Origin of the sequence: Halopiger aswanensis, assembly GCF_003610195.1 — an archaeon.
GTDB lineage: Archaea > Halobacteriota > Halobacteria > Halobacteriales > Natrialbaceae > Halopiger > Halopiger aswanensis.
Window position 1 is genome coordinate 26,099 of the sequence record NZ_RAPO01000006.1, and the last position, 15,564, is coordinate 41,662.

At 67.9% G+C, this 15,564-nt stretch carries 17 protein-coding genes and 1 tRNA gene; 8 read left to right on the forward strand and 10 right to left on the reverse strand.

The genetic code is table 11. From position 1 onward, the window contains the following. Window positions 1-28: 28 nt before the first annotated feature. Together ATJ93_RS21330 and ATJ93_RS21335 are read right to left on the reverse strand one after the other, a co-directional pair. Entirely contained in the window at window positions 29-571 is a 543-nt protein-coding gene (locus ATJ93_RS21330; protein ID WP_120246693.1) for a DUF6789 family protein, read from the reverse strand. 253 nt (window positions 572-824) lie between these two features. Further along, window positions 825-1,274, reverse strand: coding sequence for a DUF7541 family protein (locus ATJ93_RS21335; RefSeq protein WP_120246767.1), 450 nt, complete (start codon window positions 1,272-1,274; stop codon window positions 825-827). 186 nt (window positions 1,275-1,460) lie between these two features. On the opposite strand from ATJ93_RS21335, the gene ATJ93_RS21340 reads away from it, so the two are divergent. The 3 genes from ATJ93_RS21340 (at window position 1,461) to ATJ93_RS21350 (ending at window position 5,550) form a co-directional block, all read left to right on the forward strand. Continuing rightward, window positions 1,461-2,348 carry a cytochrome c oxidase subunit 3 gene (locus ATJ93_RS21340; protein ID WP_120246694.1) on the forward strand — a complete coding sequence of 296 codons (888 nt, stop codon included), beginning with the start codon at window positions 1,461-1,463 and terminating at the stop codon, window positions 2,346-2,348. A 105-nt stretch (window positions 2,349-2,453) separates the two neighbouring features. Continuing rightward, window positions 2,454-5,066, forward strand: coding sequence for a heavy metal translocating P-type ATPase (locus tag ATJ93_RS21345; protein ID WP_120246695.1), 2,613 nt, complete (start codon window positions 2,454-2,456; stop codon window positions 5,064-5,066). 217 nt (window positions 5,067-5,283) lie between these two features. Next, window positions 5,284-5,550: a HalOD1 output domain-containing protein gene (locus tag ATJ93_RS21350; RefSeq protein ID WP_120246696.1), complete on the forward strand. Its 267-nt coding sequence runs from the start codon at window positions 5,284-5,286 to the stop codon at window positions 5,548-5,550. A gap of 55 nt (window positions 5,551-5,605) precedes the next feature. Here the strand turns inward: ATJ93_RS21350 and ATJ93_RS21355 are convergent, their stop codons facing one another. Both ATJ93_RS21355 and ATJ93_RS21360 read right to left on the reverse strand, forming a co-directional pair. After that, the gene (locus ATJ93_RS21355) at window positions 5,606-6,640 is read right to left on the reverse strand and encodes a hypothetical protein (protein WP_120246697.1); all 1,035 of its coding nucleotides are present in this window, start codon (window positions 6,638-6,640) and stop codon (window positions 5,606-5,608) included. Window positions 6,641-6,817: 177 nt separating this feature from the next. After that, window positions 6,818-6,892: transfer RNA gene (locus ATJ93_RS21360), tRNA-Ile, on the reverse strand. 162 nt (window positions 6,893-7,054) lie between these two features. On the opposite strand from ATJ93_RS21360, the gene ATJ93_RS21365 reads away from it, so the two are divergent. Next, entirely contained in the window at window positions 7,055-7,366 is a 312-nt protein-coding gene (locus ATJ93_RS21365; protein WP_120246698.1) for a DUF7091 family protein, read from the forward strand. A 228-nt stretch (window positions 7,367-7,594) separates the two neighbouring features. Here ATJ93_RS21365 and ATJ93_RS21370 read toward each other — a convergent pair whose 3' ends face one another. Genes ATJ93_RS21370 through ATJ93_RS21385 form a run of 4 tightly spaced genes read right to left on the reverse strand, consistent with a single transcriptional unit; the run spans window position 7,595 to window position 10,609 of the window. Beyond that, window positions 7,595-7,810, reverse strand: a complete 216-nt coding sequence (locus ATJ93_RS21370; RefSeq protein WP_120246699.1) for a CbaC protein — start codon at window positions 7,808-7,810, stop codon at window positions 7,595-7,597. After that, window positions 7,811-9,562: a b(o/a)3-type cytochrome-c oxidase subunit 1 gene (locus tag ATJ93_RS21375; RefSeq protein ID WP_211334117.1), complete on the reverse strand. Its 1,752-nt coding sequence runs from the start codon at window positions 9,560-9,562 to the stop codon at window positions 7,811-7,813. Next, window positions 9,555-10,376, reverse strand: a complete 822-nt coding sequence (locus ATJ93_RS21380; protein ID WP_120246701.1) for a cytochrome c oxidase subunit II — start codon at window positions 10,374-10,376, stop codon at window positions 9,555-9,557. The genes ATJ93_RS21375 and ATJ93_RS21380 overlap by 8 nt, the downstream gene beginning before the upstream one ends. Beyond that, entirely contained in the window at window positions 10,373-10,609 is a 237-nt protein-coding gene (locus ATJ93_RS21385) for a hypothetical protein (protein WP_120246702.1), read from the reverse strand. Before ATJ93_RS21385 ends, ATJ93_RS21380 begins: the two co-directional genes overlap by 4 nt. 102 nt (window positions 10,610-10,711) lie before the next feature. On the opposite strand from ATJ93_RS21385, the gene ATJ93_RS21390 reads away from it, so the two are divergent. Next, window positions 10,712-10,939 carry a cytochrome-ba3 oxidase subunit gene (locus tag ATJ93_RS21390; protein ID WP_120246703.1) on the forward strand — a complete coding sequence of 76 codons (228 nt, stop codon included), beginning with the start codon at window positions 10,712-10,714 and terminating at the stop codon, window positions 10,937-10,939. A 123-nt stretch (window positions 10,940-11,062) separates the two neighbouring features. Beyond that, window positions 11,063-13,684 (forward strand): heavy metal translocating P-type ATPase, encoded by a 2,622-nt coding sequence (locus tag ATJ93_RS21395; RefSeq protein WP_120246704.1) that lies wholly within the window; start codon window positions 11,063-11,065, stop codon window positions 13,682-13,684. 151 nt (window positions 13,685-13,835) lie between these two features. Here ATJ93_RS21395 and ATJ93_RS21400 read toward each other — a convergent pair whose 3' ends face one another. Beyond that, window positions 13,836-14,114 carry a hypothetical protein gene (locus tag ATJ93_RS21400; RefSeq protein ID WP_120246705.1) on the reverse strand — a complete coding sequence of 93 codons (279 nt, stop codon included), beginning with the start codon at window positions 14,112-14,114 and terminating at the stop codon, window positions 13,836-13,838. A gap of 81 nt (window positions 14,115-14,195) precedes the next feature. Next, window positions 14,196-14,480 carry a CDGSH iron-sulfur domain-containing protein gene (locus tag ATJ93_RS21405; RefSeq protein WP_120246706.1) on the reverse strand — a complete coding sequence of 95 codons (285 nt, stop codon included), beginning with the start codon at window positions 14,478-14,480 and terminating at the stop codon, window positions 14,196-14,198. Window positions 14,481-14,650: 170 nt separating this feature from the next. Here ATJ93_RS21405 and ATJ93_RS21410 point away from each other — a divergent pair, with 170 nt between their 5' ends. Then, window positions 14,651-14,944 (forward strand): DUF7521 family protein, encoded by a 294-nt coding sequence (locus tag ATJ93_RS21410; protein ID WP_120246707.1) that lies wholly within the window; start codon window positions 14,651-14,653, stop codon window positions 14,942-14,944. A gap of 70 nt (window positions 14,945-15,014) precedes the next feature. Continuing rightward, on the forward strand, window positions 15,015-15,359 hold the full coding sequence (locus ATJ93_RS21415; RefSeq protein WP_120246708.1) for a cupin domain-containing protein: 345 nt from the start codon (window positions 15,015-15,017) through the stop codon (window positions 15,357-15,359). Window positions 15,360-15,564 lie beyond the last annotated feature (205 nt).

Consider the following 15,564-nt stretch of genomic DNA (forward strand, 5'->3'; position numbering starts at 1 on the left):
GACCGATCACGCGGAGCGGACACGGCGGTCACACCGAGTGTTGAGGCACGTACGCGAGCCGCTCCATCACCTGCCCGAGGACGTAGCCGTAGACCCAGTGGGCCGCCAGCGACAGCCCCAGGAAGAGCACGCCGGCGTACTCGCCCGGCCAGAAGGCGATGATAAAGCCCGTCCACATGATCGTCGCGAAGGTGATCGCGCGCGCGAAGCGGGGCTCTCGCGGCGGCAGGAAGGCACCGGCCACGACGAACAGCAGCGGTAGGGCAACCGCCCCGCCGGCGGCGAACACCAGGAGGCCCAGCAGGAGGTTCGGCTCGAGGCCGAGCACCCGCCCGAGTTCCGCGACGTCGACGAGCGCGCCCGCCTCGAAGAGGTTGAAAAACGCCGGCGGCACGAAGAGAATCGGTACCATCGCGACCAGGCCGAGGGCGCCGCCGACGAACGCCGAAAGGACGACCCGCAGGGTGATGTCGAGTTCGGCGCCGAGGTCGTCCCGGTCCAGCGGCGCCCCCGAGACCGCCTGCGCTTGCTCCGCGGTCGCGTCCGATCCCGTCTCGTCGCGCTCGCTCATCGTCGGTGTCGGGCCGTACAACGGACCGGCTAATAACTGTCGGGCAGGCCGTCGCCGCCACCGCTGCGTCTCGAGTTGAACCGACCCCGACGACACCCGGCGATTCGTTTTAGTTCGGCGGCGTTGGAGCGCCGGTATGGCTCGAAAGGAGTTGTTCGCCCTGCTGCTGGCCGCCGTCTCGCTCGGCGTCTTTCTGACCGGGTTCGCCGTCGTACTGGTCTAACCGGCAGTCCGCGCGTCGGCGTCAGTCCGGTCAGTGCTCGAGGTTCCGACCGCCCGTCCGCCCGCGACTCGAGACGACGGGCCCTGCGAATCCGGCGAGAATCAGCAACGCGGCCGCGCCGACGACGACGGCCGCTCGGACGGCGACGCCGTCGGTCGCCGCGGCGTCGACGAGCGCAGTCGGCGTGACCGCGGGCGCGACGGCGAGCCAGACCGCCGCGCTGGCGACGGCGACGACCGCGCCGATGAGCCGCAGCGGTCGCCACGGCGTCGCCGCGTAGCCGGCTTCGTGGAGCATCGCGGCGAAACTCGCGCCGACCGCGAGGACGCCGGCGACGGCGATCACCACCAGCCCGAACAGGACGCCGGCCTCGGCCGCCACGATTCCGAGCGCGGCGACCAGGGGCCACGCGCTCGAGCGGTTCGGGTCGGGCTCCCGCGCGGATTCGGACGCCGGGTCGGACTCGCGCTCGCGTTCCATGCGTCGGCCGTCCACGCCGACCGGCATGAAGGTACTGACGGCTCTCGCCCGGGACGAGCGGCACCCGCTCGAGCGCGTGCGGCTGGTCCGTCTCGAGGGGCGAGGGAGGTCCGTCGGCGGCGCGAGCGGTGCAGCGAGTGACTCGCTGGGTGGGTATTTTTGCGAGCGGCCGTCGTACCGCGGGATATGGGGTCCGCCGTCGACGGCGACTCGAGCGCGCAGGCCGCACACGAAGACGGGCACGGCGACGGAAACGGCCACAGTCCGCCGGCACCCGAAGACTGGCCGCGCGGGTTCGGCGAGGCGAGCTGGTGGCCGCTGGTCACCGCCGTCGGGATCGCCGGACTCTACTTCGGCGCCGCGCTCGTGCTCCTCTCGCGCGGCCAAGAGCCGCTCATCGGGCAACGGCTCCCGCCCGTCGTGCTCGTCGGCGGCGTTACGATCTTTCTCGCCGGACTCTACGGCTGGACGTACCACGGCTTCGTCAGCGCCTACTGGGAGCGGGCCAGAGAACGGGCCGGAAGCGGGATCGATCTGCGCTGGGGCATGGTCCTCTTTCTCGCCACCGACGTCATGACCTTCAGCGCGGGCTTCGTCTACTACTTCTTCATCCGGACGGGCTCGTGGCCGCCGGGCGAGCTTCCCCACTTGCTCTCGTCGCTCGTCCTCGTCAACACCGCCGTCCTGATCGCGAGCAGCGTGACGCTGCACATCGCCCACGAGGGGATCCGCGACGGCCACCGGCGGCGGTTCCTCGGCCTGCTCGGCCTCACCGTGGTGCTCGGACTCGTCTTCGTCGGCGGGCAACTGTTCGAGTACTACGAACTGCTGGTCGTCGAGGGGACCGGCGTCACCGACGTCTTCGGGAGCGCCTTCTTCGCCCTGACGGGGCTGCACGGACTTCACGTCGCGCTGGGCGTCGTGATACTCGCCATCGTGTTCGTCCGCGCGCTCGCCGGGCAATTCGACGCGGATCGACACGTCGCGGTCGCGACGGCGTCGATGTACTGGCACTTCGTCGACCTCGTGTGGGTCATCCTGGTCGTGATCCTGTACGTCGGGTCGGTGGCGTAGCGGGCCGGCCGTCGGGGTCGTAACGGAACCGGCGGCAGGTTACCCGCCCCTCGCGAGGCGGAGTTTCTATAGCCCCCGCGTGGTAGGCGAGCCAACTCCCTCGCTATGACCGAGTGTACCCTCTGCGGATTGCCCGCCGGCGATCGACCGGTCCGCGACGACGCGGTCGAGGGAACGTTTTGTTGCCGGGGCTGTCTCGAGGTACACCGCGCCGTCGAAGGAGCGGAGGGACAGGGTGAGCCAACGGATCCTGACGACGCCGCCCATTCCGACGCGATCGACGCCCTCGAGCAAGCCGGTGCGGACGAGTCGCTCGAGGCGGTCGGGGGCGATTCCGAGATGGGCAGCGGGATCGACGAGATCGAGGACGACGACCTCGAGACCGCGTTCCTCGAACTCGAGGGGATGCACTGCACGACCTGCGAGCGATTTCTCGAGGCCGTCGCGACCGGGACCGAGGGCGTCCGCGGCGCGCAGGCGAGCTACGCCACCGAAATGATCCGGCTGCGGTACGATCCCGACGCGATCGACCGCGAGGACCTGCCGGCAGCGATCAGCGGCGTCGGCTACCGGGCGCTCGAGCCCGATTCCGACGCGGACGACGCGGGGAGCGGCTTCGATCTCGCCCTGGGCGAGTACCGGACGATCGTCGCCGTTCTGCTTGCGATGCCCGTCATGGCGCCGTATCTGCTGTTCGTCTACCCGACCTACCTCGGGATCTACCCGGAGTCGTTCCTCTACGGCTCGACGATCCGGATGATGGTGTTCGTCCCGCTGGTCGTCTGGAGCACCCTCATCGTGCTCGGACTGGGGTATCCGATCTTCAGGAGCGCCGCCGTCAGCCTCGCCGTTCGGCGACCGAACGTCGACGTCCTCGTCTCGATCGCCGTGCTCGCGGCCTACGCCTACTCGCTGGCGGCGTTCGCCGTCGGCTCGCGGCACCTCTACTTCGACGTCGCGGTGATGGTCCTGGTCGTCGTCACCGTCGGCAATCGCCTCGAGACCAGCGTCAAGCGGCGGGCGATCGACACCCACGCGGCGCTGGCCGCGGCCCGGGAGACGACCGTCCAGGTGGTCGATGAGGACGGCTCGCTCGAGGATGTCCCGCGCGAGGCCTGCGAACCCGGCGATCGGGTGCTCGTCACCGCCGGGGATCGGATCCCCTTCGACGGGACGGTCCGCGAGGGGACGGGCACGGTCGACGAGTCGTTCATGACCGGCGAGTCGATCCCGCGGGCGGCGTCGGTCGGCGATCGGGTCGTCGGCGGGGCCGTCCTCACCGACGGCACGTTGACCGTCGAAATCGACGCGGACTCGAGCACCCTGGATCGGCTCGTCGAACTGCTGTGGGAGGTCCAGAGCACCGAGAGCGGCGCCCAGCGGCTCGTCAACGCCTTCGCCGTGGCCTTCGTCCCGTTGGTGGTCGTGCTCGCGGGGACCGCGGCCGCGTTCTGGCTCTTCGCCGGCCACCCGGTGAGTTCGGCGCTGCTGATCGGGCTCTCCGTACTGGTGGTCTCGTGTCCGTGTTCGCTGGGGATCGCGACGCCGCTGGCGCTGGCCGCGGGGAGCGAGCGCGCGGCCGAGCACGGCGCCGCCGTCCTCTCCGCGAACGTCTTAGAGCGGATCACGGATTCGGAGATCGTCGTCTTCGACAAGACCGGGACGCTGACCACCGGCGAGATGACCGTCGAACGCGTCGTCGCGGACGATTCGGAGCGAGGGCAGGAGCAGGTTCTCGAGTACGCGGCGGCCGTCGAATCGCGGTCGAACCACCCGATCGCGACGGCGATCGTCGACGCGGCACCGGGGGACGGTGGGGATGACGGGGCGCTCGAGGTCACTGATCTCGAGCGCGAAGCGCGAGCCGTTTCGGGGGCCGTCGACGGCAAGCGGGTTCGCGTGGGCCACCCGGCGGCGTTCCCTGTTAGCTCAAAATCGCCGGACGAATCCACGAGCGACCCTCGAGCGTGGACGGTTCCCGACCGCCTTGCGGATGCGGTCGAATCCGCTCGAGAGCGGGGCTGTCGACCGATCGCCGTCGGCTGGGACGGCGCCGTCCGCGGGATCGTCGCGGTTCGAGACCGGCCGCGGGAGAACTGGGAGCGCGTCGTCACCGAGGTGGCCAGCGCGGACGAGGCGCGGCGGGTAGTCGTCCTCACCGGCGACGACGAGCGCGCGACGGGGTGGCTCCGAGACCATCCGGCCGTCGACGACGTCTTCGCCGGCGTCCGCCCGGAATCGAAGGAGGCCATCGTCCGCCGGCTTCGCGACGAGGGGACGACGGCGGTGATCGGCGACGGGACCAACGACGCCCCGGCGCTGGCCCGCGCCGACATGGGCATCGCCCTCGAGAGCGGGACCGACATCGCGATGGACGCCGCAGACGTCGTCGTCCGAGACGACGATCTCGAGTCGATCCCCGCGGTGTTCGCGGTGTCCCGCGCGACGCGCCGGCGGATCCGCCAGAACCTCGCGTGGGCGGCCGGCTACAACCTCGTGGCGATTCCGCTGGCGATGGCCGGCGCGATCAACCCGCTGATCGCCGCCGCGATGATGGGCGCGAGCAGCCTCATCGTGGTGTACAATTCGGGCCGCGGGGCGGTTCGCGGTCGCAGCGCCGGGGCAGACGAGCGGTCCCGTCAGTGGGGCCCGCGCCGGAGTGACGGCGCTCGAGACGGTCGATCCCCCGACGGCCCGCGGGACGAGGCGGCCGGGTAACTACCGGTTGCGAGGTCCCGGGAATCGTACAGCAGGGGCCGGAACGTCTGAGCGCGATCGGAGTACTTCGGGCGCGCGCTCGAGCGAACCCGCGACGCAGAATCGGTGGTTGACCGCCTTCAAGCGGCGACTCGAGCGGGGCGCGTCTGTCGGGCGTCAGACGCGCGTCAGAAAAGGACCACCGATCTTTATACGTCAGAATGTGGCAGCGGTGTGCATGGATGGGGAGCAATCCATAAGTTTCAGCGTTATCGCAGCAGTCGCAGCGTACGAAGGCGTCGAACCCGAGGAGATCCGAGCGCCGCTACACTCAGCGGTCGATCCGGAGGCCCTCGACACGCTCTTTCAGTCGGCCGACGGCGGACAGGGCGCCGTTTCGGTCGAGTTCACGTACAACGGCTATCGAATTCAGGTCGACGGGCCGGACGCGATCACCGTCAGCGAGCCTGCTCGAGAGGTCGACCCGCGAAAGGAAGCCGTTTGAACTCTCGTCGCGTCACGTGACGCGATTGGTGGCTGTCCTGTCGATGAACGAGGGCTCAGCGGCTATCCGACGGTGACAGGTCGTCGGCCCACGCCGCAGGGAGGACGCGTAGCAGGCCGTCAGCCGCGAGCTCGTCGGTCGTCACGAATAGAACGTTATCGCCGCCGGAGACGGCAGTTCCGCCGCCGAATACGTCGTCCCAGTGGTTGAGGACGGCATCGGGGATCGGTAGCTCGCGGACGTCCGCGCCGATTTCGCTGCTGGCGATGTACTGCACTCCGTCGCGGTTCTCGAGCGCGTCGTAGTCCAGAGAGACCAACACCCCGTCGTCTCGTGCGCGGATTCCCCAGAACGCCTCGGTCGAGTGGGCCAGCAAGCCCTGGTTGAACGCCCGCTGTGGCGCCGGCACCTCCCGACTCTGTCTGTCGAAGGCCGCCTCGCCCAGCCGGTCGATAGCCTCGGTTTCGGTGCCGTCGCCGGCGTCGGTGTCATCCTCGGCTGTCGGCTCCTCACTCGTTCCTTCCTCGCCACCGATATCTCCCGTTTCGCGCTCGGTCGCCTCCGTCAGGTCCTCGCTGTCGACGCCGGTGTCGGCGATCTCGCGCTGGCCGACCGACGTCGATTCGGCGCCAGCTTCGGACTCGAGCCCCGACCCCGCGTCCTCGACGGTCGGGGACGTATCCGCGACGTCCGCGGCCGCGTCGCCGGCAGCGCGGTCGTCTTCCCCGACGCCGCCGGCCTCGTCGGCGATCGCACCGACGTCGGGCCGAGTATCTCCCACGTCGGTTTCCTCGACCGCGGACTCCCCGCCGCGGCTGCGGGACCGCCGCTGGCCGATCGCGGCTCCGACGAACCCCGCACCCAGGATGAGCCTGCCGAACCCGCGCTCGCGTTCGCCGCCCAGGAGCGCTCGGACGCCGCTGAGGAGGCTTGCCCCACCGATGATCGCCGTCACCGTGCCCGATTCGATGCCGCGCCGGAGCGGCGACGCTACCCTCGAGACGTATTTACGGCCGCGTTTCGCCGCGGTCCGCGCGGTATCGGTTGCTGACTCCGGCTCCGCTTGTGCGCTGGGATCGGTCTGGTTCACACCGACCGATTCGGTCGCGACGCACAAATCCTCACTGCGCACCTGCCATAGAGATGAAGGGAATTACATCCAGCCGCCGCTGGATCGACTCTCCGTGTGTAGCATCCACCAGTTAGTACGGACTGTCGATCTCAATAGATTCTCTCGTCGTCGGCCACAGAACGTCGAGTAAGTTGATGGGCCCTAACGGATTCGAACCATTGACCACTCGGTTATGAGCCGAGCGCTCTAACCAGACTGAGCTAAGGGCCCGCTCGCACCCGGAAAAAAACGTGGCCGGCAGTTAACCCTTACTCTCTGCCGGTCTGGGTTCGCTCGCCGCCCTCCCAAACCACCCCCGCGACCACCCAGTGCCACCTGCAACCGACTGCCGCCGGCGACGGGCCTATGTGGCAGCCGACCGAACGACCGGTAATGGCGGATCGGCGTCGGCTCGAGCGATTCCTCCGATCGAAACTGCAGGAGGCGGGCGAGCAGTACGAACAGCTGCGCGAATCGACCGACGGACAACTCGAGGAGGCCCGCGAGGCCTACGAGGTGGCGAAAAACGCCCGCGGCCTGCCCTCGGACGAGGAGGGCCGGGCGAAGATCGTCTGCCGGCGCTACGCCGAGCGCCGGGCGGCGATGCTCGACGATCAGTTCCGGCCGGCCTGTTACGAAGCGGGCCACCCCGACTGCGAGGGGTGTGCCGAAGACGTCCGCGAGGGACGGATCGAGACCTGGTAAGGCCTCGAGTTTCCAGTTCTCGGGCGTGCGATATCCTTCTGCTCGTTCTCGGACTCGGGACAGGTCGTAGTTACGGCGCCGGCAGGACTGTGTGCTGTGGCGCTGTCGCGCTGTCACGTGGCGAAGCCACAACTCGAGAACACGCAGCTATCGCACCGTCACCCGATTCGGAAACGCAATCGCCGCCCGACTACTGGCCGGACGACGTCGTACCCCGGCGGGTGACGGTTAGTCGTGACCCGCGGGGTCGGTCTCGGCGTTACCGTCTCCGTCGGACGGCCACACCGCCCAGACGACGATCGCGAGGACGATCGCGACGGCAAGGACAACCCCCTCGAGGACCGAGAGTTCGATTCCGAACCACGAGAGCGCGGTACGGAGTTCGACGACGATCGGGATCACGATCGCTGCGACGACGAGGAGGCCGGCCTTGGAGATGCGCATCTACGGTATCACCTCTTGAACGGTCTCGAAGACGGCCGTGGTATCGGGGACGAGCGTGAGGTGGCGCCCCTCGATACCGGGACCGAAGAGGCCGCCGGTCTCGACGATGCTCGCGAGCGGGAGCGTGTACGCGAAGATCACGAGGACGATGGCGATGGCGGTCCAGAGTTTGAGGTTGTCGAGGATCTCCGGGGCGTCCTCGGGACCCGAGAGCGTTCCGGCGTAGGTGTTGTCCGGGATCGCGTCGCTGGACCCGTTGAACGACGTCAGGACCATGTTCAGGAGGAACAGGCCCAGCGAAAGGGTCAGGATGACGGCGCCGAGGGCGACCTGCGCGTTGATTTCGCCGACGGTCCCGGCAGCGGGTTCGAACGCGAAGTTCTCGTACTGCGGTTCGGCGGTCCGGCGGGGCATCCCGAACAGCCCCGAGCGGTGCATCGCGTTCGACATGAACGTCATGCCGATAAACCACAGCAGGACCTGCCCGAGCGCGACCGAGCGGTTCCACAGCGCCTTGCCGGTCATCTGCGGGATGAACCAGTAGGCCGCGGCCATGAACGTCAGCGCGACCGCGGTGCCGACGGTGAGGTGGAAGTGACCGACGACCCACCAGGTGTTGTGGACGAGGTAGTTGATGTTCATCCCCGCGTTGATCATGCCGGAGAAACCGGCCGCGGCGAACATCAGCCCCGCCAGCGCCATGCCGGTAAAGACCGGATCGCGCCACGGGAGCGCCTTGAGCCAGCCCAGATAGCCCTCGCCGCCGCGCTGGCGCGCGCCGTGTTCCATGCTCGCGACGACGGTGAAGGCCGTCAGCAGACTCGGCAGCAGCAGGAACATCGTGTTCGTCATCGCGATGAACTTGTACCCCTCGGCGATGCCGGGGTCCAGATACTGGTGGTGGATGCCCAGCGGCGTCGAGAGCAGCAGGAACAGCACGAAGACGACGCGCGCGAGCGGGTCGCTAAAGAGCTTCCCGCCGGAGAGCTTCGGCAGCATGATGTACCACATCATGTACGCCGGCATCAGCCAGAAGTAGACGACGGCGTGGCCGAAGTACCAGAACAGCGTCCGGGTCAGCAGCGGGTTCACGGAGTCGACGATGCCCATCGACCACGGCAGCAGGAACACGAGGATCGACAGGGCGACGCCGAACGTACAGATGTACCAGAACAGCGTCGTCGTCAACACCATAAACGTCGGCAGCGGGATCCGCTCGTCGGGGTTCTCCGCCCGCCAGGCCCACCACGTCCGGAACCAGTCGACGCCGGCCAGCCAGGAGCCGACGACGAACAGCACCAGCCCGATGTAGAAGAACGGGTGGGCTTGCAGCGGGGCGTAGAACGTAAAGAGCACGTCCGCGTTCAACGGCGCGCCGAGGAATTCCGGCGCGTCCTCGAGGAAGCCGGCGAAGATCGTGACGCCGACCAGCACCGTGCCGACGACCATCATGGCGTACCACGACCACGTGAATCGGGTGTCGACGACGCCCCGATCGAGGCTGGTCGTCACCGCCCAGGTGAAAACGCCCACGAGGAAGAAGATCGTGAACGTGATCGCCAGCAGGACCCCGTGGGCGGTCAACACGGTGTAGTAGTCCGCCGAATCGATAAACCGGAGGACGTCCGTTCGGTGGAGCGCCTGCACGAGGCCGAGCAGGCCGCCGACGGCCAGCGCGAGGAACGAACTCCAGAACGCGGCCTTGATCACCTTCGCTTCAGCGGGGAACCGGTCGAGGTAGGCGTTACGCATCGCCGTCACCTCCGTCGCCGCCGTCAGAGCCACCGGTCCCGTCGTCCGACCCGTTCACCACCGAGACCGTGCCGCTTTCCTCCTCGTCGTCGACGGTCACCGTCCAGTCGTGGTCGCCTTCGCCCAGTTCGTCGGCGGCGACCGCGAACTCGACGGACTCGCTGCCGGCACCTTCGATCGCGACGTCTTCTTCGTACTGCTGGTCGCCGACCTCGAGGGTCACGGTCGTCTCGAGGTCGGTCTGCAGTCCGTCGCTGACGGTCGCGTTGATCGTCGTCTCGTTGCCCGCCGCGACTTCGTCGGCGGCCTCGACGTCCAGTTCTGTCATGTCGAACTCGTCCTCGGGAACGACGTTCAGTTTGCCTTCCATGTCGTGGTGACCTGCGCCGCAGTACTCGTTACAGAGAATGCCGTACTCGCCCGGCTCGTCGAACTCGACGGTCATCTGCGAGACCTCGCCGGGGATGACCATCGTGTTGATGTTCGTGCCGACGACGGAGAAGCTGTGAGTCACGTCTCGACTCGTCACGTAGAACGTCACTTCGCTGTTTGCCGGCACGGTGATTTCGTCGGGGAAATACGACCACGCCTGCGCGACGACGGCGACCTCGTACTCGTTGCCGCCGACGTGTTCGACGCCGGTGTCGCCGAATCGCTCGTGGTCGCCGATCGCGTCGGGGTCGATCGAGCCGCCATCGTCGTCGACCATCGCGATTCCGGGACCGACCGCGCCGTAGGTGATCGTCGCGATGAAGCCGACGATCAACACCATCGCCGCGACCAGCCAGATCTTCTCGTAGGTGTGGATGTTCATGCCAGCCCCACCACCGTCGTGAGCGCCCCGACGACGGTCGGTCCGTTGCCGAGGAATTCGACGAAGTACATGAACAGCCACAGCAGTACCAGTATCGTGAAGTAGATCCCGATCAGGATCAGCGTCCCGATCGGATCGTACTCGTCGTGACCGAGCTCGCGCACGATATCGGGATCATCGGCGCTGATATCGTGTGCCCGATCGGTTTCCGTCGATTCTGTCGCCGAACTCATACAGAGGGATAGGGAAGGGGGAATACTTACGATCCGACCGAAGTTCCCACGGACCGGGAAGTACGACGGGTTTTTAGGTAGTCGACACCCCCACTGAGCAGTATGACTCTCGAGACCGCCACGCCGCGACGCGTGGCCGCCGTCGCCTTGCTCGCGATCGTTCCGGTGTTCGTCTACGGGAGCACCCACTCCGCGGTGGCCGGCCTCGTCAGCGCGATCAACGTCCTGCTCATCTACGGATCGCTGTACGTGGCCTTCTCGCCGGTCGAGGAATCACAGGGCCACGAACACGGACACGGACCCGCCGAAGGGAACGGAACCACCGGCTGAGTTCGAGCGTCGCCACTCGGCGTCGCCGTCCTCGCGCTCGGCACCGTCCCGCACCAGTGCGGGCTGCTGTCGTAGGGCGTTGACCCGCCGGACCCGCCGTTACCGTTCACACGAGCCACCGACATGAGTCGAGAACCAGACCGTCATTCGGAATCACCCGCCCGCGCGTCCGCATCGGCTCCCGGTTCGATGCGCGACGCCTCGAGTCGACAGTCGAATTCGGCTGCAGATTCGGATTCGAATTCAGACTCTAGCGCAGCCGCCGAAGCGGACACCGCCGCCTGCGACCTCTGTGACCTCCAAACGCCGCCCGAGCCGATCACCGCGTCCGACGTCGACGGCACCTTCTGTTGTCGGGGCTGTCTCGAGGTCGCGCGCGCCCTCGAGCAGCACGACGACGCCCCCGACGAGTCGGCGGTGCGGTCGCGAGCGGCCGGGGACGGGACCGATGCGGGCGGTCGCGACCTCGACGAGCTCGACGGCGAGGACGCCTTCCTCGCGGTCGAGGGCATGCACTGTTCCACCTGCGAGGCGTTCCTCGAGACGACCGCCGAGCGCGAGGCGGGCGTGCTGGGTGCGACGGCGAGCTACGCGACGGACACGATCCGGATCGTCTACGACCCCGATCGGCTCGCGGCCGACGACCTCCCCGACCTCGTCTCGGGCTACGGCTACACCGCGGCCGACCGATCGGCTGTCGACCGCGACGCGGGCGACGACGACGGGCTCGCTCGACTGCTGCTTGGCGGCTTCTTCGGCATGATGGTCATGGTGTGGTACGTCCTCTTTCTCTACCCGACCTACTTCGGCCTCGAGCCGGTCGTCGCCTTCGGCGGCTACGAGCGGGCCTTCCTGTCGGCGAACATCTGGCTGTTCACGTCCGTGATCCTCTTCTACACCGGGTATCCGATCCTCCGGGGCGCGTACGTCAGCCTTCGGGCGGGGCAGCCGAACATGGACCTGCTGGTCGCGACGGCCGCGCTCGGCTCGTACGCCTACAGCGCGGTCGCGATCGTCCTCGGCGCGGGCCACCTCTACTTCGACGTCACCGTCGCCGTCGTCCTCGTCGTCACCGCGGGCACCCGCTACGAGCGGGCGGTCAAACGCCGCGCGACCGGCCTGCTCTCGGATCTCACCGAACGCCAGGTCGACGAAGCCCGCCTCGAGAGCGGCGAGACGGTCCCGCTCGAGGCCGTCGACCCCGGCGACCGACTGCTCGTGCGCCCCGGCGAGCGGGTGCCCCTCGACGGCGAGATCGTCGAGGGGACCGCGGCGGTCGACGAGTCGCTGGTCACCGGCGAGTCCCTGCCCGTTCGGAAGGCCCCCGGAGACGAACTCCGCGGCGGCACCGTCGTCACCGATGCGCCGATCGTCCTCGCGGTCGGCGACGAGGCCGAGAGCACCCTCGACCGGCTCGTCTCGCTGCTCTGGTCGATCCAAAGCTCCCGGCCCGGCGTCCAGCGGCTCGCGGACAAACTGGCGACGGTGTTCGTTCCGCTGGTCGTCGCCCTCGCGGTCTGTACGACCGGTATCCTGCTCGCGACCGGCTCGAGTCCGTCGACCGCCCTCCTGATCGGGTTGACGGTCGTCATCGTCTCCTGTCCCTGCGCGCTCGGGTTGGCGACGCCGCTGGCGATCGCCGCGGGCGTCCAGGCCGCCGCGAAGCGCGGGATCGTCGTCGCCGCGGAGACGATCTTCGAGGACGCTCCGGAGGTCGACATCGTCGTGTTGGACAAGACGGGGACGCTGACGACCGGGCGGATGGCCGTCGAAGACGTCCAGACCGTCGACGGGGTCGCTTCCGACGAACTGCTCCGGCGGGCCGGCGCGGTCGAATCCCTGTCGGAGCACCCGATCGCCGCCGCCGTCGTCGAGGCGGCGCCCGGCGCCGCAGCCGACGGGGGTACGCTCGAGACCGAAAGTAACGGCGAGCCCGCAGCCAGCGGCAGGACCGATACCGAGACCAACGGCGGCGGTGATACCGGGACCGGCAGCGACGATGCCGTCGCCGTCGAATCGTTCGAACGAACCGATCGCGGCGTCAGCGGCGTCGTCGAGGGCGAGCGCGTCGTCGTCGGTCATCCCGACTTCTGTCGCGAGCGCGGGCTGTCGGTTTCCGACACCCTCGAGTCCCCGATCGACGACGCCCGCGCGGCCGGTCGGGTCCCCGTCGCCGTCGGCTGGGACGGCCGAACCCGCGGCATCATCGCGGTCGGCGACTCGGAACGCGAGGAACTCGACGCGGCGCTCGAGACGCTCTCGGCGGGCCGCGAGGTCGTCGTCCTCACCGGCGACGAGGGGGCGGCCGCCGATCGGTTCCGCGCGGTCGACGGCGTCGACGACGTCTTCGCGGGCGTTCCGCCGGCGGCAAAAGCCGAGACCGTCGACCGTCTCCGGACGCGGGGGACGGTCGCGATGGTCGGCGACGGGAGCAACGACGCGCCCGCGCTGGCCGCCGCCGACGTCGGGATCGCCATGGGCGGCGGGACGGAACTCGCGACCGAGGCGGCCGACGCCGTGATCGTCGGCGACGACCTCGAGGCGGTCGCGGCGACGTTCGACATCGCCGCGGGAACCCACCGGCGGATCCGGCAGAACCTCGCGTGGGCGTTTTGCTACAACGGGGTCGCGATTCCGTTGGCGATCGCCGGGCTGTTGAACCCGCTGTTCGCGGCCGTCGCGATGGCGGGCAGTAGCGCCCTCGTCGTGGCGAACTCCGCGCGGTCGCTCGGCTCGAGCGAGTGAGGAGATTGAGCAGTGTTGAAAGCCTAAACAGTGGCGGGGTCCAGGAGCCGTGCTGAATACAGGGTGCGTATCTCGCAACGAGAAGGAGGAACGACAGCGTACGAAGCCCATTGTACTGTCCGAAACGCGAGGTCCGTGGCGCGGTACCGGTTTACTCGGTGTTCGTTCCTAGTTTGTCCGCGCCGGCTTCGGCTCGGTCCTTCCAGACGATGGTCCGCTGGCTGCCGGTGAAGTACCGGTACGCGGCATACAGCAGGTTCGGGACGCCCATCGCCCACCAGATCGTCAAGATGGCGATGATGAGGTGGATGCCCGGATTACCGAACTCGCGTCGCACGAGCGTGACTCGGTCCTGAGTCTCCTCCTCGATCTTCCATCCGGATTCGACCTTCGCGGTGACCTCGCGCCGATAGGAGTCGGAACGATCCATACGGCCCCTACGGTACCGAACCGAAAAGGGGTTGCGCCAACGTTCGTTTAGACGGCCGTATTGAAACCCGTAACCGGTGATCTACGTATTCGTTGCCGCGTCCTCGGACCCATCTTCACCCGTACCATCGTCTCCATCGGTGTCGCTGGCCGTTACGATCCGTTCGACCCGCCGCCGCTCGCCGTCCTCGTAGACGTACGTTTCGTCGTCGGCTTCGCCCTCGGTTTGCCGGTGGCTGCCGTCGCAGAACGGAAACGAGTCCGAGAGTCCGCACCGACAGACTGCCACGTCGCCCTTTTCGTCGTCGATATCGTCCGGGTCGAGTTTCCGCGGGCCGGTACCCTCGAGTTCGACGAGTCGCGTCATAGAGGCTACTCGGGGTCGGAGCGTCAAAAACGGTCGCTCGAGCGAGCGGCGACGGCCGCCGCGTGCGCGTCCGGGGACAGTCCGAACGACACCCGTCGCTGCGGGGCGTTCGGCCGCGTGAACGGCAAGATTCTTGGTCGTCGTCGCGCATTCCGAACGTGACAACAGCTATGAGTTCCTACGCCGTGGAGACCCCGACCACGATCGCGCTCGCCGTCGTCAAGACCCTCGTACTGGTCGTCGGCGGGGTCATCACGTACTTCGCGTACAAGGCCTACCAGCGGACGCGCCAGCGACCGTTGGGCTACCTCGCGGGCGGGTTCGGCCTCGTGACGCTGGGCCTGTTCCTCGCCGGCCTGCTGACCGAACTGCTCGGCGTCTCGCTGATGGTGGGGATCCTCCTCGAGAGTCTGCTGGTGCTCGCTGGCTTTCTCGTGATCGCCTACTCGCTGTACGCGACGTAACGTCGGCGTTCACGTTGCTTTCTGCATCCCGCACTATTTTACTCCGCGGCCACGGACCGTGAACTAGACGATGGGCTACAACACCGCGACGAAGACCGATCCGGAATCAGTCGTTCCCGAAGAGGCCGGCGGCATGTGGTTCCTCAAGGAAGAACTCGACAGCGACCACGTCGGGTTCTCGATCCTCGAGCTCGAGCCGGGCGCCGACGGGATGGAACACGACGAGACCGAGAGCGGCCAGGAGGAAATCTACTACGTCGTCAGCGGGACGGTCGAGGTCGCGCTGACCGACGCCGACGAGACGGTCTCCCTCGAGGCCGACGAGCTCATTCGCATCGATCCCGAGGAGAGCCGCCAGATCTCCAATACGGGCGACGAACGGGCGAAGCTCGTACTGGTCGGCGCGCCGCTGTAAGCCGCCGATTCCCGCCTCGAGGTGGCGCGACGAGACCGACACCACCGAGCCGATTTCTCGAGTCCCTCCGAGCGAACAGCCGTCGGTTCGGGTGATCGTCACGGAGCAACGTCTCCATCGGGAGCCCGCTCGGACGCTGGACGCTAGATGCGATCATGTTCGGGGCGGAAGCTTTCGGCCGGGAGTCACTTCGTTCGAACACGCG